This is a genomic window from Marinagarivorans sp., assembly GCF_982758155.1.
This window is the reverse complement of sequence record NZ_CEXWTU010000001.1, coordinates 25,838-51,060: the sequence shown is the minus strand read 5'-3', so window position 1 is coordinate 51,060 and position 25,223 is coordinate 25,838. Positions and strand designations below refer to the sequence as shown.

Here is a 25,223-nt window from a genome sequence, read left to right as displayed (position 1 = left end):
TCTTTAAGTTTAATAGAGTACAACCGAGCGAATACTTTCGCCGCTGTGCATTAAATCGAACGCTTTATTAATATCATCCAAAGGCATGGTGTGAGTAATTAAATCGTCGATATTAATTTTCCCATCCATATACCAATCCACAATTCGCGGTACATCGGTACGGCCCCGCGCACCGCCAAAGGCGCTACCTTTCCACGATCGACCTGTCACTAATTGAAATGGCCGCGTGCTAATTTCTTGGCCTGCACCGGCAACACCAATAATATAAGATTCGCCCCACCCCTTATGGCAACACTCCAGCGCATCGCGCATCACCTTAACGTTGCCAATACATTCAAAACTGTAATCGGCGCCGCCATCGGTTAATTGCACAATAGCATCCACAGTGTTTTCAACATCGTTAGGGTTGATAAAATGCGTTGCGCCAAACTGCTTGGCTAATGCCGCTTTTTTAGGGTTGGTATCTACACCAATAATTTTATTAGCGCCGACCATTTTTGCACCCTGTATTACATTTAGGCCAATGCCACCTAAACCAAATACCACAACATTTGAACCTGGCTCTACTTTCGCATCAAAAGCGACAGCACCGACCCCCGTCGTTACACCACAACCGATATAACACACCTTATCAAAGGGCGCGTCTTCTCGAATTTTGGCGACTGCGATTTCAGGCATTACGGTGTAATTTGAAAATGTGGAGCAACCCATGTAATGCAAAATGGGCTTACCTTCTAACGAAAATCGCGATTTACCATCGGGCATAACACCCCGCCCTTGCGTGCTGCGAATGGCTTGGCATAAATTGGTTTTAGGGTGTAAACAAAACTTACACTGGCGACATTCCGGTGTGTATAAAGGAATAACATGGTCGCCAGGCTTTAAGGAAGTGACGCCGGCACCAACCTCCACCACAACACCCGCGCCTTCGTGTCCGAGAATAGCCGGAAATGCGCCTTCGGGATCATCACCTGATAACGTAAAAGCATCGGTATGGCATACACCTGTAGCTTTGATTTCAATTAATACTTCACCGGCCTTCGGCCCCTCTAAATCCACTTCCGCTATTTGAAGGGGTTTTCCTGCACCAAAGGCAATCGCTGCACGCGTTTTCATGACTCATCCTCTTTCAGGTATTCATTTTTTAAAGACACATAGTTTTTGGCGGAATAGTTAAAAAAAGCTTTTTCACTGTCCTTTAAAGGCCGAGCTTTTTTACATGGACTCCCTATATATAAATAGCCGCTTTCTAGAACTTTACCCGGCGGCACCAAAGTACCAGCGCCGATAACAACTTCATCGGGCACAATCGCACCGTCCAATACTGTAGCGCCAATACCGACCAATACACGGCTGCCTATAGTGCAACCATGTAAACAAGCACCGTGCCCAATAGTGACATCATCGCCAATAATCAGTGGCCACCCATCAGCATTAAAATCACTGGCATGGGTAATATGTAAAATTGCATTATCCTGCACACTGGTACGCGAACCGATACGAATGCGATGCATATCACCACGAATAACCGCGCATGGCCATACAGACACATCATCCCCTAGCTCTACATCACCGATCACTACCGCGCTTTTATCCACAAAAACACCGGCTCCGAGTTTTGGCGTTATACCTTTAAAGGCTCGTACGGGGGAAACCATCGCTTGCTCCAGCTTATTAATCATCAAGGAATTGCATAATAACGAGTTACACCAAAGAGTGCAGGCAGAGTTCGCTATATCGCAGTGCGATGATACGATTAACCACTTTTACACAGACATAATTATTCACGAGGTTTTTTATGTTGACAGCCACAAACCCAACTACAGGGGAAGTGTTGTATCAGCAGCCTGCTTTAAGCCCTAACGAAATAGACCGAGCGTTAGCGCAAGCACAACTCGCATTTAGCACCTGGCAACATACGACTTTCGATGAGCGTGCCGCGGTTTTACGCCGAGTAGCGACACAGTTGCGCCTGCAAAAAAGTGCGCTTGCGCGTTTAATGGCGCTAGAAATGGGAAAACCCCTCTCCCAGGGTGAAAAAGAAGTCGAGAAAGCCGCTGGCTGCGCTGAGTACTATGCCGAACACGCCGCCCGTTTTTTACAGCCAGAAACACTACCCTCCGACGCGTCCCATAGCTTTGTTTGCTATCAACCGCTAGGGGTAATACTAGGCATACTGCCTTGGAATATGCCGGTATGGCTGGCTTTTCGCTATTGTGTACCGGCGTTAATGGCCGGCAATACCTGCGTAATGAAACACGATCCGAATACACCACAAACCGCGCAAGCTATCGTCGACGTATTCACTGCTGCGCAAATTCCCGACGGTATTTTGGTTAATTTAGCCATCGATACTCCAAGCGTAGCCCGTGTTATAGAAGATACTCGCATTGCCGCCGTTTCTTTTACGGGCTCTAGCGCCGCTGGGCGCAAGGTGGCTGCAACCGCCGGTAGCGTACTTAAGCCATTAGTTTTAGAACTGGGCGGTTCTGACCCCTGCGTTATTTTTGCCGATGCCGACTTAGAGCAAGCCGCAAATGTCGCGGTGCAATCGCGCTTTAATAATTCAGGCCAATCTTGCATTGCCGCAAAACGCATTTTGGTCGAAGAAAGCATCTACTCCGACTTTATTCAGAAGCTAAAAACACGTGTGGCCCAACTGGTTGTAGGCAATCCACTAGAGCACGACACCCAAATTGGCCCTCTAGCCCGCGACGACTTGCGCCAAACGTTACACGCCCAGGTGCAAGCATCGATAACAGCCGGCGCTAGCTGCCTAGTGGGCGGCTACCTTCCTGATGAAGCCGGTTATTTTTACCCTGCTACATTACTGAGTGACGTAACAACGGATATGCCGGTATTCACCGAAGAAACTTTTGGCCCTGCTATGTGTGTCAGCGTATTTAAAGGTGCCGAGCAAGCATTGGCGCTAGCCAACAACACGGACTACGGATTAGGCGCTTCGGTATGGACGGCAGACGAGCAGCTCGCGAATCGGTTTGCTCAACGATTGAACGCAGGGCAAGTTGCGATCAACGGGTTAGTAAAAAGCGATACACGCCTACCCAGTGGCGGCATCAAAAGCTCCGGCATAGGGCGCGAGCTTGGGCCGCAAGGGATTAGAGAATTTGTGAACACTAAGCAAGTATGGATTAAATAGCCGGCCAAAAACCAAGCCTAAAAATTATTACACACTAACAAAAGCACTACAGGAAGATCATGATTTCCAGCATTAAAGGGGTGCTCTGTACCGTGGGCGCTGTCGTATTTTTGCTCAGTAATGGACGGCACTTAAACGCCGAGCCCTTCAGTTTTGTCGCCCTAGGCGATACGGCCTATATCACACCTGACGACTACCCAACGTACGAGCAACTCATCCGCAATATCAACCACTATCACCCTCAATTTACGATTCATGTGGGCGACTTATGGGGTTCTGGCCCTTGTAGTAATGACAACATGCATCGGCAAAAAGAGTATTTCAACCGGTTTGAGCAAGCCCTTATTTACACCCCAGGCGACAACGAGTGGGTTGACTGCCACCGTAAACTTTGGGGAGGATATTCCCCCCTAGAGCGCCTAGCATTTATCCGAAAAACCTTTTTTTCGACGCCCCAAAGTTTAGGAAAAGTACCCATTGCATTACAGCGTCAAAGCGAAAACCCAGATTACAAAACCTATGTAGAGAATGCACGATGGCAACATGATGACGTGTTGTTTGCAACGGTGCACGTCACAGGATCAAGCAACAACGCTGCCCATGCCAAGGAGTCACATGCACGTAATCTAGCCAACATCGCATGGATAGATGCGTTATTTGAAGACACTAAAAGTGCGAAAAAAAATGCCGTCAAAGCAATTATCATTGCCCTGCATGCCGACATGTTTAATGAGCGAGGCAAGGTATTGCCGCACTATAAAGAAACAGCAAACCACATTATTGCGGGCGCTAAAGCCAGCGCATTGCCGGTGTTACTCATTCATGGGGATAGCCACCAATACATCGTAGATACCCCCTTCAAAAAAGCGTCCAATATTACGCGCCTGCAAGTCCATGGCTTCCCTGTTATTAAAGCGGTTAAAATCGGCGTAAATACAGCGTCATCCAGCCCCTTTAGCTTTAGCTTTAGCTTTAGCTTTAGCACCATTAACGCTATCGCAAAGCCCAAGCCGCCCGCTAAAGAATGAAATCCAGGTTCTGGGTTCACACTTAGCTTGAATTTCAAAAGAATCTTCGCTGTACCCCTCGCAACTCCTCAATTTGCCCCTATATTGATTAAAACGTCTTGATTTGCGTTACTCATTCCAACAATAAGGTTTAACAATGTCTGCGAACCCCTTACTTGAACGCCACGAACTTCCCCCTTTCAGCGCGGTTAAACCCGAGCATGTGGTACCAGCGGTTAAAGCCCTAACGGAAGATAACCTAAAAGCACTGGCAGACAGACTCACTCACTTAGGAGAACCGAGCTGGGAAAATCTAGTGGCCGCTATAGAAGCTGATGGCGATAAACTCAGCCAAGCTTGGGCGCCTGTTGGGCATTTGAATCTCGTTTGTAATACACCTGAGCTGCGTGAAGCTCACGAGCAGGCATTAGCGCTACTTAGCCCTTATTACACTGCGTTGGGGCAAAATCGTGCGTTGTGCGAGGCCTATCAAACCCTCAAAGATAGCCAGCAATTCAACACTCTAAATCAAGCTCAGCAAACCACCATCGAGCATGCCCTACGCGACTTTAAGTTGAGTGGTATTGATCTGCCAGAAGACAAACAAAAACGTTATGGCGACATTCAAGCTGAACTATCACAGCTAACCAGTAAGTTCAGTAACAACGTGCTGGATGCCACCCAAGGCTGGCACTACCACACAGAAAACGCCGATGATTTGAGCGGCCTGCCAGAATCCATTCAAGCTGCCGCCAAAAATGCCGCCACACAAAAAGAAAAAAGCGGTTATGTACTAACACTCGACGGCCCGATATACATGGCCGTAATGACCTACGCAAATAACCGCGAACTGCGCCACACGATGTACGAAGCCTACAATACGCGTGCTTCTGACCAAGGCCCTAGCGCCGGCAAGTGGGATAACGCTGAACTGATGGAGAGTATCCTCACCTTGCGCCAAGAACTGGCCCAACTATTAGGCTTTAAACATTTCGCCGAATATTCCTTGGCGACCAAGATGGCGCAATCACCAGAGCAGGTCGTAACCTTCCTTGAAGATATGGCCGGTAAAGCCAAGCCTGCCGCACAACAAGATTTAGACGAGCTAAAGGCTTGGGTCCTTAAAGAATTCAATGTAAACGAGCTACAGCATTGGGACATTACCTTCTACAGTGAAAAACTGCGCCAAGCCAAATACAGTGTTTCTTCAGAAGAGATACGCCAATATTTCACGCTGCCCAAAGTATTGAGTGGCCTGTTTAGCGTAGCGAACAAGCTTTACGGTATTGACGTACAAGAAGTGCACGATAAAGACTTGTGGCACAGTGATGCGCGTTATTTTGAAATCAGCAAAGATGGCAACAAAATAGCCGCCTTTTACTTGGATTTGTTTGCCCGTGAAGGTAAACGCGGCGGTGCCTGGATGGACGATTGCCGCGTGCGTCGCCAAACCGAAAGTGGCCTACAACTACCGGTTGCGTTTTTAGTGTGTAATTTTAACGGCCCAGTAGGCGATAAACCTGCGCTACTAACTCACAACGATGTCACCACGCTATTCCACGAATTTGGCCATGGCCTACACCATATGATGACGCGCATGGATATTGCCGCCGTCAGTGGCATTAATGGTGTCGAATGGGATGCGGTAGAATTGCCGAGCCAATTTTTAGAAAACTGGTGCTGGCAGCCTAGCGTTTTAAAAACACTATCTGCCCATGTAGATACCGGCGAAGAACTGCCCGACGCTTTGATCGAAAAAATGATTGCTGCTAAGAATTTTCAATCTGGTTTATTCCTTGTGCGCCAAGTAGAATTTTCGTTATTTGATATGCAAATTCACAGCCTTTATGGCACCTATGGTTTTGCTGGTATCCAGGGCACTCTCGACGAGGTTCGCAAAAAAGTCGCCGTTATTCAAGCGCCAGCCTTTAACCGTTTCCCAAATGCCTTTAGCCATATTTTTGCAGGCGGCTATTCTGCCGGTTATTACAGCTATTTATGGGCCGAAGTTTTATCCGCCGATGCCTTTGCTGCGTTTGAGGAAACCTCGATTTTCGATCCCACAACAGGGCAACGCTTTCTCAACGAAATTTTATCGCAAGGCGGCAGTCAAAGCGCAGCTGTACTCTTTAAAAATTTCCGCGGCCGCGAACCGTCTGTAGATGCATTATTACGCCATTCAGGTATAGCCGCATAATCATGACTGTAAAAAAACGTTTTATTGCGGGCGCCGTATGCCCTAAATGCAAAGCGATGGACCGCATTGTTATGTATCGAAAAAACGATAAAGACTTCCGCGAATGCGTGGAATGTGATTTCAGCGATGAGATGCATTTTCAGAATCAAAATCGCGAATTAGAAACTCGAGTCAATGTTAGCGAAGTTCAAAAAACAGCGGAAACACAAGTTGTGAAGCTAATTACACCAGATGATGCCAAACATTAAAAAATCTTCTATTATTACTACAACTCGAGCTAATCAGCCCGAGTTGTAGTGGTCAATCCATATTCCCTGCAATCTATTCGCCTGTTGGGCGAACCTCATTTCCAACCCGTTGAATAAAGACAAAATATCAACGTGAAGGCACTCCATCATAAGACTCAATCATAAAACCCAAAGAAATTGACGCGATCAAAAGGACTAGCCCATGCACCATGGCGAACGATTCAATAGCATTTCCCATTTAATCGGCGCCATTGCAAGCTTAGTAGGGCTCATTTTTTTAGTTGTTTTAGCCGTTGAACAAGGGGATGCCTGGAAAGTTGTTAGCTTCAGCGTTTATGGGGCTACGCTGTTTTTTTTGTATTTTATCTCAACGCTTTATCATAGCTGGCGAGGTAAAGGAAAAGACTTCCTCAGAATGCTCGACTACCAAGGCGTTTACTTGCTAATTGCCGGCACTTACACACCATTTACCCTTGTCAGCCTAAGCGGCTGGCTCGGCTGGACAATATTTTCAGCCGTGTGGCTACTGGCTATTATTGGCATCATATTGGATGCCATGCCGGCAAAGGGCGGGCGAACCATACAGCTGGTACTGTATTTGGTAATGGGCTGGATGATTGTCGTCGCCTTTAAACCGCTCTGGATAATACTCACGCCGACAGGAGTGATGTGGCTATTTATTGGCGGTGTTTTATATACCGTAGGGGTGATATTTTTTGTACTCGATGACAAGGTGAAGCACTTCCACGGCGTTTGGCATCTTTTTGTTTTAGCCGGCAGCGTTACCCACTACTTTACCGTTTTGCATTATGTGCTGTAACAACAATGACAGTCACAGTAACTAGTCAGCCAGGCACAAATAGGCCAGCAAGCTGATCAATTCGCCTTTTGGGCGGGCATTATTTCGAGCCAGCCTGAATAGTTACCAAAAAAATTAAGTACCCTTTTCGCTTGAACCTAGAAACCGCAGTTGAGAGTCAAAAAGATGCGTATTCCCTTGATGTGCATGGCGTGTAGTAAAAATGTGTAGTCACCTTATAGGTGATGAATCATTTTTATCGCGCGTCAGGTGCGCCAAGGGGATGCGTAGACTTTGATAGTTTAACTGCGGTTTCTAGGTTGAAGGTAAAAGCTCTTCAAGTAAATCGTGAATCTCGGCTTTTAAATCTTTATCGGCAATTTTATTCGAGCTAACTTTAGCGTTTTTCAAATTTTCAATCGCGGCATCACGCTGCCCTAACTCTACCTGTAGTGTCGCCATTGCAAAAGCGATAGATGACATGAAATCCTTAGAGTTAATGGCCGTGGCCTTAGCGAGCGCCTTTTGGTAGATCGTTATCGCCCCATTCAAATCTTCAGTGAAATCGGCCAACGTCTCCCACTGCACGGGATGATCCTTCTCGGTATTTTCATGCGTAAGACAAATCGTTTTTAGCACCGCGTACAGTGAATCAAAAGTTTCTTGATCATCCTTATTGGCTGCCGTCATTAGCTCGCCCGCAAGATTATGTACTGACTTGTATATTTTGGTATTCATCATACTGTATTGCCTTTAACCTAAAAAAATCCCGCAGCCGCGAGGAGTTGTAATCGAGAGGTTTTCATTATTTATGCGCCCAGCCCAAAAACGAAAAAGCCTCAGCGAGCACTCTCACTAAGGCTTAAAAATTCCCGACGACTGAATTCGGCCGAATGCTTACCCGCCCCTAAGGGGCGTACACTAAATAACTTCCCGTTTTTGAATTCCTGGGTGCTTGCTTGCCTTCGTTAAAAATATTTGCAATAGCCGGCTATTACGCCATATTTTCGCCTCGTCAAGCAAGCACCCACAAACCCAAATTCCAGCAACTTATTCAGTGCACGCCCCTAAGCTTTACCCTGATACGCATCATGGGTATCTAAAGCCGTATCGTGCCGATCAAGCATCCCAATATCTAACACCGGCGACGCATCTATATGCTGAGCATCCATCATATGCGCAACGCGCTGTAAAGATGAGATGATCATTGTTTTTTCCCAATCTTGGAGGTTGGTGAATTGACGCGCAAATTGATCTTGTAATGGAATGGGCGCCTTCACCAGCATCGCCTGGCCTTCGTCCGTGAGGAAGGCGTGCACTTTGCGCTTATCCGATGTCGAGCGCTCACGAAAGACCAAGCCTCGCTTCTCAAGACGATCAATAATCGTTGTCACAGTGGCCTGGCTTAAGCTCATCTCGCTTGCCAACTCACCGATTGTTACCTGCCCTTTATCACGCACAGTTTGCAGTAATAATATTTGCGGCGCCGTTAGGCCTGTCGTCTTGGCCAAATGCTTTGAATGTAAATCGGTAGCTCGAATAACGCGACGCAGCGCTACTAATACATTATCAATACTGTCCAAATCCAATATTTCCTCAAACCACGCCATTATTTTAGTGTTCAGATTATACACAGACCTCTCCCGCAGAGTGAGCCTGCCCATTAAGAAAGCTACCTTTATACCGTGTTATTGCCATTAATTCGCAGGCTCCAACACCACCCCAGGAAACAAAGCTTAGACCTCAAAACAATATACCCCTCGGCAACTCTTTCATACCCCCCCCAAAAGGGCCAAATTACTTCATCTCCAAGCGATATAAAGCTGCAGAATGAAAAAATCACCTCATTAAACGGCTGTTAGCGGGCGTTCGTGAGTATTTACTGATCAAAAATCAGACTCGACATATTTTTTATTTAGTGTACTATATTTACAGCACTAAGCAATAGAACCTTAAAACAAATGAAATAGGCGTCAACAGGCAGATTTTGGCGCAACAAGCCTATAAAACGATCAAAACGGTTCTTCATTTTGTTTAGTTGCGTAAATATTACGACACTATGTTTCTGCTATACGGAGCAACAAAATAGTTATGCACAACGAAACGGTTTTTCGAAAACCGGAGAAAACTGACGGCATGAGAGTTCATGCGTTGGTTCAGCAGTGCCCTCCTCTCGACCCTAATTCCAGCTACTGCAACTTACTGCAATGCACGCATTTTCCAGACACCTGTATAACCGCCGAGCGCAATGGCGAACTAGTCGGCTTTATTAGCGGATACCGCCCCCCTAACACAAGCAACACGCTATTCATTTGGCAGGTTGCCGTTAGCGAAAGTGCCCGCGGCTGCGGCTTAGCCAGCAAAATGCTGCAAGAACTCTTAGCCCGCGAAAACTGCCAAGATGTGCAATTTATAGAAACCACCATCACAGCCGATAACGCCGGCTCTTGGGCACTTTTCACCAAATTCAGCCGTCAGCTTGGCGCCCCCCTCGAGCGCAGCACCTATTTTGATAAGCAAGACCACTTTCTCGGGCAGCACGATTCCGAACTGTTGGCGCGTATAGGGCCCTTCGCCCTCAATCGCTAAGAATCAATACCTCCATACCTTTTTAACCCTTTTTAGTGCTCGCGCTATTGCGAGCACTCAACGGAGTACACATGAAAATTTTTGAAGAGATCGAATCGGAAGTACAATCTTATGCACGCTCTTTCCCGCGCGTTTTCAACCGCGCCCAAGGCGAGCATATGTACGACGAAGAAGGTAATCATTACCTCGACTTTCTCGCCGGTGCCGGCACGCTAAATTACGGCCATAACCACCCGCTCTTCAAAGAAAAATTACTCGATTACATCCAAGCCGACGGCATTACCCACGGCCTGGATATGCACACCAAAGCCAAAGGCGAATTTTTACAAACCTTTAGCGACGTCATCTTAAAACCCCGCGAATTAGAATACATAATGCAATTTACCGGCCCTACCGGTACTAACGCTGTAGAGGCCGCCTTAAAACTAGCGCGCAACGTCACCGGCCGCGAAAACATTATTACCTTCACTAACGGCTTCCACGGCGTTAGCTTGGGCGCATTAGCTGCAACAGGTAATTCCCATCACCGGGGCGCAGCAGGCGTTAGCCTAAATGGCGTAAGCCGTATGCCTTTTGATGGTTATTTAGGTGATGATGTTTGCACCACAGCCTACCTCGACAAGGTATTATGCGACTCCAGTAGTGGTATCGACAAACCTGCCGCTGTGATTGTAGAAACCGTTCAAGGCGAAGGCGGCATTAACGTTGCCAGCGTAGAATGGTTGCGCGCGCTCGAAGCGGTATGCCGGAAGCACGATGTCTTATTAATCGTGGATGATATCCAAGCAGGTTGCGGCCGTACGGGCACCTTCTTCAGCTTTGAAGAAGCCGGTATTAAACCCGACATTGTTACGCTGTCTAAATCACTCAGCGGTTATGGCTTACCCTTCGCGGTTGTTCTAATGAAGCCAGAGCTCGACCAATGGAAACCGGGCGAGCATAACGGTACTTTTCGCGGCAATAACCTGGCCTTTGTTACAGCCAAAGCCGCTATAGAACACTTTTGGGCAGACGACGCCTTCAGCAAAGAAATTCTGCGTAAAGGTTACTATGTAGAAGAGCGCCTACACAAAATTGCAGAGCTGTACGGCGAGGGCAACTTCGAAACGAAAGGTCGCGGCATGATGCGCGGCATTAGCTGTGTGAATGGCGAAATTGCAGGTAAAATAACCCACAAATGCTTCCAAAATGGTTTAATCATTGAAACCAGCGGCGCCGATGACCAAGTGGTTAAGTTCTTCTGCCCACTAATTATTAGCGACGACAACCTTAAGAAAGGTCTCGATATCGTAGAAAACGCTATTCGCGATGTGTGCGCAAAAGAAGATTCCATCCCAGAATCTGAAGACTACTTTGATGATGTTTTCTTAAATCAAAGCGCATAAGGGACGAGGAAACAATATTTCATCCACTAATGCTTGTTATCGACATCCTTACCTTCGTTGCTCAAAGCGTTTCATGCCTAGGCATGCGCCCCTTTAAGCGCCTCGATAAGAAAGCCGATCTCTTCGCCTAATTGGATAAACTATTATTGCCTCGCCCCTAAAGCCATTTACGGCGGCGCCCAAGCGCCGCAATGTTACGCAGTAAAATATTTAAAGGTTAGCCATGATTGTAAGAGATTTAGAAAATGCCGAGAAAGAAGGCCGTAAAATTGTAGACCCCAAAGGTAATTGGGACAGTACCCGCCTACTGCTTAAAGATGACAACATGGGCTTCTCCTTTCATATCACCACTATTTTTAAAGATGCCGATTTTCAAATGCATTACCAAAATCATTTGGAATCAGTGTATTGCATCAGCGGCGAAGGTGAAGTTGAGACACTGGACGACGGCAAAAAATACGCGATCAATCCAGGTACCGTTTATATACTGGATAAAAACGACAAGCATGTCTTACGCGCCTTCTCTGAAATGAAAATGGCCTGTGTTTTCAACCCTCCGCTAACGGGTAGGGAAGTACATAACGCACAAGGCGCTTACGAACTTGACGGCAAGTTTGAACTGAATACTGACTAGGAAAACACTCATGCATACTATTGAAAAGATTGGCGGCACCTCTATGTGTGATTATGTCGCCATTAGGGATAACATCGTTCGCAAGCCCACCCGCCAAGACGGCTTATACAACCGTGTATTTGTCGTTTCCGCCTATGGTGGTATTACCGACAAACTACTAGAACACAAAAAGAATGGCCAACCCGGCATCTACGGCTTATTTGCCAGCAGTATGGAAGAAAATAGCTGGCAAGACTCGTTTTCAGCACTGCGCCAAGAATTACACAGCATTAACGCCGCCTTATTTCTCGACAGCGCATTATTAAATAAAGCCAATGACTTTATTAATGAGCGTTTAGACGATGCACAAAAATGCCTTCAAGACCTACAAAGCTTGTGTACCCACGGCCACTTTGCACTGGCTTCGCACTTATCCACAGTGCGCGAAATGTTAGCCAGTATTGGCGAAGCCCACAGCGCTTGGAATACCGCCACGCTGCTGAAGCATGATGGAGTCAACGCTCGCTTTGTCGATTTAACCGGCTGGCGCACCGATAAGCACCTGCCCCTCGACGAGCGCATTCGCACTGCATTTTCCGATATTGATTTAACCAGTGAAATGCCTATTGTTACAGGCTATGCGCACTCTGAAGATGGCTTAATGTCCTCTTTTGATCGCGGTTACAGCGAAATGACCTTTAGTCGCTTAGCCGTAATTACCTCCGCAGGCGAAGCCGTTATCCACAAAGAATTTCACTTAAGCAGCGCAGACCCGCGCTTAGTTGGCGAACATAACGCTGTACCCATTGGCCGCACGAATTATGATGTGGCCGACCAACTTGCCAACTTAGGTATGGAAGCAATACACCCTAAAGCGGCAAAAGGATTACGCCAGAACAACATTCCTCTGCGGGTAAAAAACACCTTCGAACCAGAGCATGCCGGCACTTTAATTACTGGCGACTATATTAGCGATACACCTTGCGTAGAAATTATAGCCGGCTGTAAGGGTATTTACGCACTAGAGCTATTCGATCAAGATATGGCAGGCCTGTACGAAACGTACGACATGCAAATTCTTACTTTGATAAAACGCTTTAAAGCACATGTTGTATCTAAAGATATCAATGCCAATACGATTACCCACTATTTGATGACCAACCTTAAAACCGTCAAACGTATTCGTGCCGCATTAGAAGATAAGTTTGCTGAAGCTGAAATTAACCAGCAAAAAGTGGCCATCGTCTCTGCCATTGGCAGTGATATGCAAGTACCGGGCATTTTGGCAAAAACAGTTCAAGCTGTAGCTAGTCGCGACATCAGCGTGCTCGCCATTCACCAGTCCATGCGCCAAGTTGATATGCAATTTGTGGTTAGCGAAAAAGATTACGACGAAACAGTAAAAAGCCTACACGAAGCTTTGGTTGAAGTGCACAACCACGGGCGCGCCATCTGTTTAGCCTCGTAAATACAGTGAATACATATCGCATTATTTTTCTGATAGGCTTAGTTATTTTTATTAACACTAAAAACAACTAAGCCTATGATCAAACAGCCTGTACTTATGCCACTATGGGTGTTTTTGATGAGGCCGTTTCATTTTGGAAAAAACGATCGCTATATATGAAAGCGATCGCAGCGAAATGAGTGCAGATCGAGCGCGACATAAACTAAAAAATTAAAATATTTTGATGGAATCGCATATTAACGCTAGAAGCGAGAGAAGGGCTAACTTTAATCATAAGATCAACAACCCTCTTACTCCCCCTAAACTTCTTAATAAAAGCTAAGACTTTCCTATGATTATTTCTTTCTGTGCATTTTTATGTGCTTTTGTTGTGGTGGGCTTACTTTCCTACCGAAAAAGCCAATCTACCAAAAAAGATTACTATCTAGCCAGTAATAGCATCCCACCCAGCTTAGTGGGCCTTTCTGCTGTGGCGACGAATAATAGCGGCTACATGTTCATTGGGGTTATTGGCTACACCTACACCACTGGGCTTGCATCAATATGGTTAATGATTGGCTGGATATTAGGGGACTTTCTTGCCTCGCTCACCATTTATTCTCGCCTGCGTAAAGCGGCCGGGCGCACCGGCGCTATGAGCTACGGCCACGCTCTCAGCGCATGGCAAGGAAATAACCAAGTTCACTTACAGAAAATTATTGCGCTCATATCTTTAGCCTTTTTATTAATTTATGCCTCTGCACAATTATTAGCCGGCAGTAAAGCGCTGCATGTTTTACTCGACTGGCCCACTTGGGCCGGCGCTGTTGTGGGTGCAGTTATGGTCGCGCTTTATTGTGTCGCCGGCGGTATTCGGGCTTCCATCTGGACGGACGCGGCGCAATCGGTAGTCATGATTTTCGCCATGGCGATATTACTTGTTATGGGCATTATTGAACTTGGCGGTATTTCCGAAACATTGAGCAGCTTACACTCCATTGATAATTTTATGCAGCTAGCCCCAAAGGGGACCGCCTTTGACGGCATCAGTGGCATTGTTTTATTTTTTGTCGGCTGGACTGTCGCGGGGTTTTCCGTTGCTGGCCAACCACATGTCATGGTACGTTTTATGGCGCTCGACGATAACAAAAATATGTTCAAGGCCAAGTCTTGGTACTACGCATGGTTTATTGCTTTTTATTGCATGGCAACCGCCGTAGGTATGTTAGCGCGGGTTTACATTGCCGATACAGGCAGCTTTGATGCAGAGCTTGCACTCCCCACTATGGCGCAGCAATTACTACCGCCAGTACTAGTTGGCTTAATATTAGCCGGGATTTTTGCCGCCACCATGTCAACGGCCGATTCTTTATTGCTCAGCTGTTCGGCAGCCATTACCCACGACCTCATTAAACCCAAAACACAAAGCACCGCACTACTCAAAGTAACCACAGTCCTGCTAACCTTAGTCGCCCTAGGTCTTGCCTTAAACGCAAATGACAGCGTTTTTAATCTTGTTATTATGGCCTGGTCTGGTTTAGGCAGTGCATTTGTTCCCTTGCTACTGATATTATGTTTAGGCGCAAAACCGACACAAAGCACGAGCATTCTAATGCTAATGGCGGGATTTTTCGGCGCTTATGCTTGGCGCCACTTTGGCTTGAATAGTTATGTATACGAAGGTTTCCCAGGTATTGTTATTGGGCTATTAACGTGGGTATTTTGCCGTGGTTACAGCGCACTAACAGCGCCAAAAGATCAAACCCAAAACTAATCTTGGGCTGGCCCTTCCAACGCTATTTATGAACAAACCCGCTGCGGCTAGAACAGAGTAAACTGGATCTTGTCACTGCAGCGCCTGATTTAATCCCAACATTGCTTGAGCCCTTTGTATTATTACGGTAACTTGCGGTTTTCATTTGCGCAGTATTTCAATTTAGCTTATGACCACATCCACGACGAATACCCGTACAGAGCGCTTTTACCTCGCCAACCCTAATATTACACAATGTGCTTATGCACTGGCAGCTGGCGAAGTCATTGCCTACCCCACCGAAGCCGTGTGGGGCTTAGGTTGCGATCCGTTTAACCGCGATGCTGTTGAAAAAATTCTGCAATTAAAGAGTCGCGCGCAGAGCAAAGGCGTAATCCTTATTGCGGGTGATATATCTCAACTGGATTTTTTATTACACGATTTAAGCGGTAAGCACAAAAAACAACTTCAGCAAAGCTGGCCAGGACCGCATACATGGCTAGTACCACATCACAATCGCGTACCCGATTTTATACATGGCGATTTTGATACCGTAGCGGTAAGGGTTACAACACACCCCGTCGTTAAGGCTCTGTGCCATCATCTTGGCGACCCAATTGTATCTACGTCTGCCAACCCACAGGGGTTACCACCGGCTAATACCAACCTAAAGGCTCGCTGCTATTTTTCAAACAATCGTTTTGGCCATAGCTTGCACTATTGCCCTGGCGTCGTAGGCAATGGCAGTAAACCCAGCCAAATTAAACATTTAATGACGGGCGAAATGATACGGGCCAGCTAGGGCTATTCTGCAAAGCGCCGTCCCTTTTTATTGATTACTTTAGGAATGACTAAAAATGCAAGATCGTTATGCCGTTGTTGGCAACCCGATTGCACACTCAAAATCACCCGCTATTCACACTTTATTTGCTGCACAAACACAGCAAAACCTAACCTATGAAAAAATACTTATTGAATTAGGCAAATTTGAAAATGACGTGAAAAACTTTTTTGCCACCGGCGGAAAAGGCCTCAACGTTACGGTACCATTCAAGGAGAATGCCTTTTCTTTTCCTGACGAATTAACTCAACGCGCCCAATTAGCCGGCGCAGTGAATACATTAGTAAAGCAAGATGATGGCCGCATTCTAGGTGATACCACCGATGGTGCCGGCCTTGTTAATGATTTAAAACGTCACAGCTTTTCATTAGAAGGCGCTAGTATTTTAGTACTAGGGGCCGGTGGCGCGGTACGCGGTGTACTAGAGCCTTTGTTAGCGGAAAAACCAAAAGGGATTGTCATCGCTAACCGCACCGTAGAAAAAGGGCAACGGCTGGCCGATATTTTTAAAAGCTACGGTAATATTCGTGCCTGCGGTTTTAATGAGTTAACCGATTGTCATTTTGATACCGTTATTAATGGCACTTCAGCTAGCTTAGCCGGCGAACTCCCCCCGGTACCGACAAGCATTTTTGCCTCAACACCCAAAACCGGCGCTTATGACATGATGTACGGGAAAGATTTAACCCCGTTTTTACTCTGGGCAAAGCAACAAAGCGTCCCGCTATTAGCCGATGGTTTGGGTATGCTTGTTGGGCAAGCAGCCGAATCATTTCAACTTTGGCGCCATGTTATGCCAGACATAACACCGGTGATCAATGCGCTACGCGAAAAGTAATTAGTACGCAATAAAAAGGGCGACTATCAAGTCGCCCTTTTTCATTACGCTAAATATTTTTGGGGAATAGGTCCGTTGTGATACTTAGCCTCTCCGAAATTTTGTATGGGTAACCCCATACCATTCGCAATTGAAGTTAATAGCATATTCTGCGTAGCATTAGCGTTATCACCGGTTTTACCGCCCACTATAAATTGCTTACCCATTTTAAAGTGGCCAGCTCCACCAGCAATAAGATTAAATAAATCACTCACTTTATGGTCTTTAGAAATTTCTACATACCAATGAACAATACTGCTATCCAATAGCGTGCCGCCAGTTGGCTCATCAAATGAATTCAGCTCATTAATAAGATCCAAATACATTTTACAGCGGTACTTTTGTACCCCGCGAATAAAGTCCGAAACCTCTGCTGCACTCCCCCCTTTATCGTGTGTAGCGGAGTGCCATGTGGCATTCACTTTATTCCCTAATGCATTTAAACCTTGGGCCTGCACCTTATGGTACGAATTCCCGCCCTGATAGGGTAAAAACTGTCCGCCAGCGACGCGCGTTAAATCACAATTAAATGCCAATGCCGTTAATTTACTAAACGCCAACACCGCTTGATCAAGACGAACGACGTTGTTTTCTAAGTTGCCCGGAATATCGCAGCTTCCTGCATTGTTTTCTGCTGCACTGATAACCCGCTGAACTTCGTCAATGGAATCTAAATGTTTTTCTAAACGAATTCTGTCATCGGCGGTTAGCTTTCCTTGCACACGCTTTAAATCACCATAAACATAATCAAGTACATTCTTTTTATAGGTTTGATCTAAGCCTGCCCCACCTTGGCCAGATACAGCAAACATACGATTAAACAAACGGCTAGGCTGGCCATCGCGCAACTGCTCTGCGCCTTTATGAAACGAGACACTATTTAAACCGTCTTGAGTATGCTCCCAGCCAAAGCGGATATCTTTAAGGGGTGTATTCACACCGGTTTTCGGTAATTCATTGGCAATGAATTGGTCGATCGATGAATAATCACCAATGCCTGCGCCCCCACCTAAATTCGTGCCACCTGCAGAGAGGCGGCCTTTTTTAGGTGCCGCCCCAACCAGCATACTCACCCAGGAGTCTCGATGACCGCCCCCCAAGTCGCCATCCTTTCGCGCCATGTTGGTTAAGCCCCGATACAGCGACATTTTATTGTTCATACTATTGAGGTCGGTATAAGCACCGCGAAAGTTTAAATTACTTTCCTCGGCATTAGACGTGGATAAAGTAGGGTCAACTAAACTACTTTTTGGGTTAACTGGGGTAAACCAATAACAATATCGTGGCTTTGCTGCAACGGCAGCTTCGGCTTCTGTATAGGGTAAAAATGGCGTTAATGCCGTAACAGCAGTGGCGCCACCAACGCGCCCTAATAGCGCACGGCGTGTATATTTATCATTCTGAGACATGACGATAATCCTCGTGCTGTTATTCGGGGTTACGGAAGCGAAAAGCGGGGTTGCTAACAATGGCGACAATTAATTCACTTAGAGAATAATTGTTGGACTTAAAGTCCGCGGCCACTTTATCCACAGCACAAGCATCCTCACTATTATTAGCATCCCGCGCCATGGCATAATTTACCCAGCGTAAAGAGAAACACTCGACAGCTGTATCGCTACCCGCAATAAGCTCACTTAAACCAATACCATTATCAAAAATTTTCCCATCCAAATTTGGTGCAGGGAAATTCGCAATCGGATAAAACTCACCGCTTGCATCAACAGGTTTTCCATTAGGATAAGTATCAATAAACTGGCCATTTAGTGTGTAATTCTCAAAACCAAAGCCCACGAGATCCATAGGTTTATGGCAACGGCTACACACCGTATCACCAGCAAGGTGTACTTCTTTAACAACCTCTACCCATGTTTTGTCTGCTGGGTCGGGCAAGTCTGGAAATGCCACATCGCCTGGTGCTTCGGGCAAGTCTTGGCATAAAACGGTTTTACGTACCACAATGCCACGGTCTGTTGGGCTAGCCAAACCAACCGCCTGACCACCACCGTGCAGAACAAAACCAATACGCGTTAATAAACCTGCGCGCTCATTTTCATTGAGCATAACCTCAGTACCGCCCAAATATTGATTACCTGAAGCAAGCTGCTGGTCGCTAATACCGTAAATTTTTGCCGTGGTATTATCGACAAAAGCTTTTCGGGATAATAAAAGATCTTGAAATGTACCATCGCTTTCGCGCGTTAAATAGCTGGTGAAACGGGTAATATCTTCCGCCGCTTGGCGACCATTAATACCGAATTCAACACCGTTATTCCCTGCGCCACCAAACTGTGCGCACTGATCATTTCCGCAATAACACACACCGCCAGCGCCGTTATTACAATCTGTTGCGCCGTCATATAGTTGCCTACACTGCGCAGTTGTAGAGCACTCACCTTTAGGAGTACTTTCTCCCCCGCCGGCACCCGCCACCAAATTAAAACCCGTATCGATATGCAGGTAATCCTGATAAAACTGGCGTAAACCTTCCGTCGCACGATTATCGGCTAACATTTCATTAGCGACTTCGATCACGCCAGCTTTAGTATTCAGGCCGCCATTATCAGCCTTATTGAGTAAGGCTTCATCTGGAACAGAATTCCAAATCATAAAACTTAACCGTGCTGCCAATTCTCTTCGGGGAAGTAATGTTCGCGTATTTACTGCGTTTTCGTATTGGTATACCGTTTGCGGCGATAACAATAAAGCCATCACAACCGTTTTTATACCTTGCGAAGTACTTTCGCCGGCTTTAAATAAATTAATAAGATCAGTTGCTTGTGTATTGGTCGGCACATCGCGAAATAGGCGCTTACCGTATTGCGCTATGAACTGCTTTACACAATTTTCGTTAGTACCGCACGGCATTAATAAATCAAATTTATTCACCGCTGCACTTCCCACTTTCTCTGCAACAGACAATAAATCCTCTAAATTATTGTTATCGACAACCACACCCGAGTTATTAGTAAAACCGCCCACAAGGCTGTCTTTCATTAGCTTTTCAGGGAATAGATTATCGAAGTTTAAATTTAAAACCGAGAAGACATCTGCAATTAATAGCTCATATTGTTTTGTGGTTAATAAGCGAATAGGCGGATTAAGGTGGCTGTTAATATTTCCTTCGCAGCTCACTTCTTCAACGGTAGAACCTGGATAACCTGCCAACATAAAGTCGGTAACCAGTGTCGCGCACTGGGTATCGCAAGCGGTTTTGGCACTATTACCCAGCGGCATAAAGTTGTAGATATAATCTATCCATTGGGCGCGTGTTTTTTGCAACAAATTAATGGGGCGATCAAATACCACGCCACCTTGGCCGTCTGCGCCATGACAATTTTCGCATTGCCCTTCCCATTCATTACGACCTAACTTCAAGTTATCTGAAGATGGCATAGATGATTGCGCGCTAGACGAGATTACCGAAGTACTGACTTGTTTAAACTGAATAAAATTGAAGTTTAAACCGCCGGTATTCATCACAACACGCACTATGTGCTCGCCAACAGGAAGCACCTTACTGCCTACATTGACGTTTCTAAATGTTGTCCACCCTTGTGCTGGCGCAGCGGCCTCCCCAATAAGCTGGCCACCCACATACACGCTAACACTCTTATTTTGTCCAAGCGAAGCGAGGCTAACAAGCACCTCAAAATTTTGTTGCGAAGTTACTGCTACCTGGTATTCCAACCACTCGCCAGCTTCAGTCCAATTGATGTCGCACGTCCCTATATTGCCCTCAATAACCGGTTGCATATCTACTGGTTGATTAACTGGCCCACAGCCTCCTTTATTCTCTGGGGTTGAATCTTGATAGGCCGTGAAATCTTCAGACTGTATTTTGCTTGGGATAGCGACAGCATCCACAGCCGCCGATGAACTACTCGCTATAAGCGAAGATGAAGACGAAGGTAATACCGAGCTAATCGAACTAGAAGCGAGTGAGCTAAACACGGAAGAAGCAGTTTGCGGCAAGCTTGAATGGCTGCTGCTTACCGATACCAGCGAACTACTTGTGCTGGAGCTACTTTCTTCTGTTGTCGTGCCCGCGCAACCCGCAAGGCTGAAAGCCACGGTTGCAATAAGAGCGCGCTTGAACATAGGGCCACCTGTATTTGAGTTTCAAACTTTTTATTTGTTATTTTATTCACCATATCCAGATAAAAAACCACTAGATATCTAATCGGAATTTAGCACAGGTTTTAGAAAATAAGGACAAATCAATGCACGCACTGCCGAATATGAGACTCAAATCAAATATATATGGTAACTATAACCCTACATATAATTAAGCATGGAGGATTTTAGGCATGAGGAGATAGCGCCATAAGGAATATGGCACTAGCGGCAGGAAGGAGCATGGATGCCCACAGAAAGAGAGTTATGACTTAGAAACAACCATGACTGCGCGATATGCACCCATTGCGACAAACTCAGCCGATGACTGCTGAGGACCATTTAGGCAGGCCAGCATCTCAGCACTGAATGCAGGATCGACCGTGAGCGTATTCACATCGGCGTAAGTAATTTGAAGTTGCGGCTTGTTGCCCAGATAACTTTGGATCATCGCCAGCTCTCGGTGCTCGTAACACATAAACACGGCATGACCACCGGCCTTCAGCGCCGAAAAACAGCTATCCAATATAGCCACCCACGGCGGCGGAATAAACTTATAGGTGGCCGCACGCCTTAGATCATCAACGGGTACCATGAACTCATCGCCATAGCGCTTATAGGTTGGCGAGGCCCATAGCTGATCATAATCACAAACCTGAGGATGTAAAAACAACACAAGATCGTAGCGCCCTACCAACGGCTGCGTAAGATCACGATAACCCCATTGCACTGGCGCTAAATTCGGCGCCAATGCCCGCGAAAATTCAATATCCTGATAATCAATATCCAGCGCATCCAACCGCTTAGGCCGAAACAACTGGCAAATATCCGTCGCCTCAAAAAATTTTCCGCAGCCTGGCACCAGAATTTCATCAAAATGCCAACGCCCCATCACCACCTGACACTCGGCCAACAACGCCAAAAATAACTGACGCGAGAAAGCCGATGTACGCAGAGTTTGAAGATAGACACAGTGAAATATCCGATACCAATCTTTCTGATTATGCTGCTCCATACTCTTAAAGATTAAGCACTGCACACTCATTAAGTTTTCAAATGTTAGATTTTCAAGAGTGGGGGATAACTTCGCCTGAACACTCCTGCAGAAATCGCCGCTTGAATCTAAAAACAGATGCGGAAACTGAGAATACAGCCGATCAAAAAAATCGGCCGTTGCTTGAAGTTGAAGAGGTGGGATAGTATGAGTGGGCATGTAATTACCTTTTTAGGTAATTACATTAGCCGAGAATTGAGTCTTAAGGAAGTTATGATTAGCAAGTTGAATTAACTTTTTTCAAGACGCGCAATACTGCTCCGACCAACTAAAACCGCTCAAAGCTTTTAGACTTTAAAATATGCTCCAGCATTAAGCTATGACAGTTGGATCTTGGGACATCCCTCGTTAATTATGACAGGAAAGACGCTAGCAGACAGGTTGATTGCCAGTGTGCGAAAAGATATGGACCACTGATGAGTTATCTAATTTTTTTTGCTGGATAATTAACCTCTAAAAAACTTGCGTGATCGGGTAATAACTCCGTAGCTTTACGCATAGATTTAAGTGCGGTAGACATGATTCTATTTACATCTTTGAAGTTCGAGAGATCAATTAAAGGATCATAGCCCCTGGGGCTCACCCCCATCCCTTCAAATACTGCATACCAACTGTTAGCAGTAAAAAGATCAAATTCATCCTTATACAACCGCCCCTGAGCCTTGAACAAATCTATGCGAGTTTGCAATGAATCAGGGATATTCATTTCTCCACAAGCACGCCAAAACTCAGAATCATTTCGCTGGGTAGTGCAGTAATGCAACACAATAAAATCACGCACACTCAAATATTCAGCATTCATCACACGATTAAACTCACCTTGGGTAGCTAAACAATCGTTTATATTTGAAGGAAACATCTCAACAAACTTCAAAATTGACTGCATAGCCAAATGAATACTAGTTGACTCCAATGGCTCCAAAAAACCTGACGCCAAACCAACAGCAACGCAGTTTTTATTCCATAACTTTTTACGCTTACCCGTAACAAAGCGTAAAAACTTAGGTTCTGTCACTAACTGCCCCTGTATATTTTTTCTAAATAACGATTCTGCTGACGCTACATCAGTATATTTACCACAAAAGACGTAACCATTTCCGCTTCGATGCTGCAAAGGAATTCGCCACTGCCATCCACACTCTAAAGCCGTAGACTGTGTATAAGGAGCAGGATTTCCATTGTTTTCAGTTTGCGCCACTACCGCGCTATCGCAAGGCAAATAGCCAGACCAATCGTCATATCCCGTCTTAAGTGCGCCCTCTATAAGTAAGCCGCCAAACCCAGAGCAATCTATAAAAAAATCAGCGCTTACTTCACGACCATCTTGCAATAAAACAGATTTCACATTTCCATTATCCATCAAGTTAACAGCTTCTATTTTCGCATCAATGCGTTTAACCCCTCGATCTTCAGCGTATCTTCGCAGGTACTGAGCAACCAGAGAGGCATCAAAATGCAATGCGTAATTTGCACCCTGTAATGGACTTTTAGGATCTTGATTGAGACGCGCAAATTTGTTGAGCTGGGCCATCACAATGGAAGGCGAATAATCTGTAAACTCAGCCGTATTTCCATTTTTTTTGCTTTTTAACCAATGCTGATAAAACTCAAAACCATCAATATTGGCGCCAACAGAACCAAAATGGTGCCAATATGATTGCCCCAACTGATGCCAATCAGTAAAATGAATACCCAATTTAAAACTTGCTTGTGTTGATTGAATAAAATCTCGCTCATCAATATTCAATAAATTAAGAAAGTTCAATATAGGAGGTATGGTGGCCTCACCAACACCCACGGTGCCGATATCGGTAGACTCAACAAGCGTTACATCAACACCCATTGGCTTTAGTATTTTGGCAAAACATGCCGCAGCCATCCAGCCGGAAGTTCCACCACCCACAACCACTATATTTTTAATCATTCAGGCTCACCTAAATTCAATAATAAAAAAAGGGCAATATTTTCATATTGCCCTTTTTACACCAACTCTAATTAAATCAATTAGAAGCTATATTTAGCACCCACTACAAAACGACGCTCTGCAGCAACATTGCTACGGAAGAAGTTACTGTATTCAATGTAGCGACGCTGCTCTGATGACGTCAAGTTAATACCCTCAGCAGAAATAGAGAGATTATCCGTTATATCGAAGCTTGCTGACATATCCAGCTGACCGTATGCATCATAGAAGCTAGCAAAGTTCTGTGCTTCTTGATAATCAGGATTACTAGCACCAGAGTTTCCAGCAATAGTTTCCAAGGTCAGATCTGGAGAAAGATACTCATCGCGCCAAGTGTAGGCAATACGCGCCTGAAAGCGATCCATTTCATAAAAGCCAACAACGTTAAAAGTATTCTCAGATACGCCAGGCAAGGGCAATGATTCATGAGTATATGACTCAAGATCAGTTTTTGAATCAGAGAAGGTGTAGTTAACGGCAAAACCTAAACCATTATCAAAACCCTGCTGATAGGCCACTTCAATGCCCTTAACAATACCGCCTGAACCATTGATAGTGCTGTTAACTTGGCCCACGGTAGAACCGTCAGTAGTACTATCCGACACCTCTGTTGGCGTCGAAACACCAGCAGCGAACGAGTCAACAGCTTTAAGGAAGCTACCAACAGCCAAGTAACTAAGGTCGTCAATGTAAAACTCATAAGACAAATCGGCTTGAGTAGCACGGAAAGGCTCTAACGAGGGATTACCGACTGTTCCGTTAACAAACTCGTAACCACCACGAGCATCGTTACGGGTGAAGTTGTAGTTGGCGCCATGACCAAGGTCTTGAGCATTAGGCTGAGACATTACACGCGCCATTGCAAAGCGTACTTTTTGATCTTCACCGGTATCTAAACTGAAGTTCAAGCTAGGCAATATATCTGTGTAGCTATTGTCTATAGCGAAACTACCATTTACTAAAACTGGACCATTCCAAGAATCAGTACCGGACCAGATATCATCAGGAGTCGTCTGGCCGCCAGTAGTTGTAGTACTGGTACGAACGATACGCACACCCACATTCAATGTGTATGGAACCGACTCACCCTCAAGGTTCGCTTCAGCATAAACGGCTGTCACGTCACGCTCTACATTCCACGATTGAACCGCATCTTCAATCCAAACGGTTGGTG

21 protein-coding genes are annotated in these 25,223 nt (G+C 45.7%); 12 read left to right on the top strand and 9 right to left on the bottom strand.

Annotated features, from left to right (window positions below; translation table 11 throughout):
• Positions 1–9: 9 nt before the first annotated feature.
• A complete protein-coding gene (locus AC3A8L_RS00205) occupies positions 10–1,116 on the bottom strand; it encodes an S-(hydroxymethyl)glutathione dehydrogenase/class III alcohol dehydrogenase (protein WP_487960191.1) in 1,107 nt (368 codons plus the stop codon).
• Positions 1,113–1,682 (bottom strand): gamma carbonic anhydrase family protein, encoded by a 570-nt coding sequence (locus AC3A8L_RS00200; RefSeq protein ID WP_487960190.1) that lies wholly within the window; start codon positions 1,680–1,682, stop codon positions 1,113–1,115. Before AC3A8L_RS00200 ends, AC3A8L_RS00205 begins: the two co-directional genes overlap by 4 nt.
• Before the next feature lie 116 nt (positions 1,683–1,798).
• Here AC3A8L_RS00200 and AC3A8L_RS00195 point away from each other — a divergent pair, with 116 nt between their 5' ends.
• The 5 genes from AC3A8L_RS00195 to trhA all read left to right on the top strand — a co-directional run bounded on the left by AC3A8L_RS00195 (position 1,799) and on the right by trhA (position 7,432).
• Complete coding sequence (locus AC3A8L_RS00195) at positions 1,799–3,160, top strand: NAD-dependent succinate-semialdehyde dehydrogenase (RefSeq protein ID WP_487960189.1); 1,362 nt, start codon at positions 1,799–1,801, stop codon at positions 3,158–3,160.
• Positions 3,161–3,219: 59 nt separating this feature from the next.
• Entirely contained in the window at positions 3,220–4,188 is a 969-nt protein-coding gene (locus AC3A8L_RS00190) for a hypothetical protein (protein WP_487960188.1), read from the top strand.
• 136 nt (positions 4,189–4,324) lie between these two features.
• Positions 4,325–6,364, top strand: coding sequence for an oligopeptidase A (prlC, locus tag AC3A8L_RS00185; protein ID WP_487960187.1), 2,040 nt, complete (start codon positions 4,325–4,327; stop codon positions 6,362–6,364).
• A 2-nt stretch (positions 6,365–6,366) separates the two neighbouring features.
• Complete coding sequence (locus AC3A8L_RS00180) at positions 6,367–6,612, top strand: YheV family putative zinc ribbon protein (protein WP_487960186.1); 246 nt, start codon at positions 6,367–6,369, stop codon at positions 6,610–6,612.
• 202 nt (positions 6,613–6,814) lie between these two features.
• Complete coding sequence (gene trhA, locus AC3A8L_RS00175) at positions 6,815–7,432, top strand: PAQR family membrane homeostasis protein TrhA (protein WP_487960185.1); 618 nt, start codon at positions 6,815–6,817, stop codon at positions 7,430–7,432.
• Between the two features lie 294 nt (positions 7,433–7,726).
• Here trhA and AC3A8L_RS00170 read toward each other — a convergent pair whose 3' ends face one another.
• The gene (locus AC3A8L_RS00170; protein WP_487960184.1) at positions 7,727–8,152 is read right to left on the bottom strand and encodes a hypothetical protein; all 426 of its coding nucleotides are present in this window, start codon (positions 8,150–8,152) and stop codon (positions 7,727–7,729) included.
• 326 nt (positions 8,153–8,478) lie between these two features.
• Positions 8,479–9,021, bottom strand: coding sequence for a MarR family winged helix-turn-helix transcriptional regulator (locus tag AC3A8L_RS00165; RefSeq protein ID WP_487960212.1), 543 nt, complete (start codon positions 9,019–9,021; stop codon positions 8,479–8,481).
• Between the two features lie 481 nt (positions 9,022–9,502).
• Here AC3A8L_RS00165 and ectA point away from each other — a divergent pair, with 481 nt between their 5' ends.
• From ectA to aroE, 7 genes are all read left to right on the top strand, one after another.
• Positions 9,503–10,000, top strand: coding sequence for a diaminobutyrate acetyltransferase (ectA, locus tag AC3A8L_RS00160; RefSeq protein ID WP_487960183.1), 498 nt, complete (start codon positions 9,503–9,505; stop codon positions 9,998–10,000).
• 71 nt (positions 10,001–10,071) lie between these two features.
• The gene (ectB, locus tag AC3A8L_RS00155) at positions 10,072–11,385 is read left to right on the top strand and encodes a diaminobutyrate--2-oxoglutarate transaminase (RefSeq protein WP_487960182.1); all 1,314 of its coding nucleotides are present in this window, start codon (positions 10,072–10,074) and stop codon (positions 11,383–11,385) included.
• 223 nt (positions 11,386–11,608) lie between these two features.
• Positions 11,609–12,019: an ectoine synthase gene (locus AC3A8L_RS00150; RefSeq protein ID WP_487960181.1), complete on the top strand. Its 411-nt coding sequence runs from the start codon at positions 11,609–11,611 to the stop codon at positions 12,017–12,019.
• Between the two features lie 10 nt (positions 12,020–12,029).
• Complete coding sequence (locus AC3A8L_RS00145; protein WP_487960180.1) at positions 12,030–13,466, top strand: aspartate kinase; 1,437 nt, start codon at positions 12,030–12,032, stop codon at positions 13,464–13,466.
• A gap of 331 nt (positions 13,467–13,797) precedes the next feature.
• Positions 13,798–15,219: a sodium/proline symporter gene (locus AC3A8L_RS00140; RefSeq protein WP_487960179.1), complete on the top strand. Its 1,422-nt coding sequence runs from the start codon at positions 13,798–13,800 to the stop codon at positions 15,217–15,219.
• 169 nt (positions 15,220–15,388) lie between these two features.
• Positions 15,389–16,000: an L-threonylcarbamoyladenylate synthase type 1 TsaC gene (gene tsaC, locus AC3A8L_RS00135; RefSeq protein WP_487960178.1), complete on the top strand. Its 612-nt coding sequence runs from the start codon at positions 15,389–15,391 to the stop codon at positions 15,998–16,000.
• A gap of 55 nt (positions 16,001–16,055) precedes the next feature.
• A complete protein-coding gene (gene aroE / locus AC3A8L_RS00130) occupies positions 16,056–16,877 on the top strand; it encodes a shikimate dehydrogenase (RefSeq protein ID WP_487960177.1) in 822 nt (273 codons plus the stop codon).
• A gap of 44 nt (positions 16,878–16,921) precedes the next feature.
• Here the strand turns inward: aroE and AC3A8L_RS00125 are convergent, their stop codons facing one another.
• From AC3A8L_RS00125 to AC3A8L_RS00105, 5 genes are all read right to left on the bottom strand, one after another.
• Entirely contained in the window at positions 16,922–18,325 is a 1,404-nt protein-coding gene (locus tag AC3A8L_RS00125; RefSeq protein ID WP_487960176.1) for a DUF1552 domain-containing protein, read from the bottom strand.
• A gap of 19 nt (positions 18,326–18,344) precedes the next feature.
• A complete protein-coding gene (locus AC3A8L_RS00120) occupies positions 18,345–21,017 on the bottom strand; it encodes a DUF1592 domain-containing protein (RefSeq protein ID WP_487960175.1) in 2,673 nt (890 codons plus the stop codon).
• Positions 21,018–21,297: 280 nt separating this feature from the next.
• Entirely contained in the window at positions 21,298–22,245 is a 948-nt protein-coding gene (locus tag AC3A8L_RS00115; RefSeq protein ID WP_487960174.1) for a hypothetical protein, read from the bottom strand.
• A 262-nt stretch (positions 22,246–22,507) separates the two neighbouring features.
• Complete coding sequence (locus tag AC3A8L_RS00110) at positions 22,508–24,010, bottom strand: tryptophan halogenase family protein (protein WP_487960173.1); 1,503 nt, start codon at positions 24,008–24,010, stop codon at positions 22,508–22,510.
• Between the two features lie 80 nt (positions 24,011–24,090).
• Positions 24,091–25,223, bottom strand: a 1,133-nt coding sequence (locus AC3A8L_RS00105; protein ID WP_487960172.1) for a TonB-dependent receptor domain-containing protein, incomplete at its 5' end; no start/stop codon positions are given.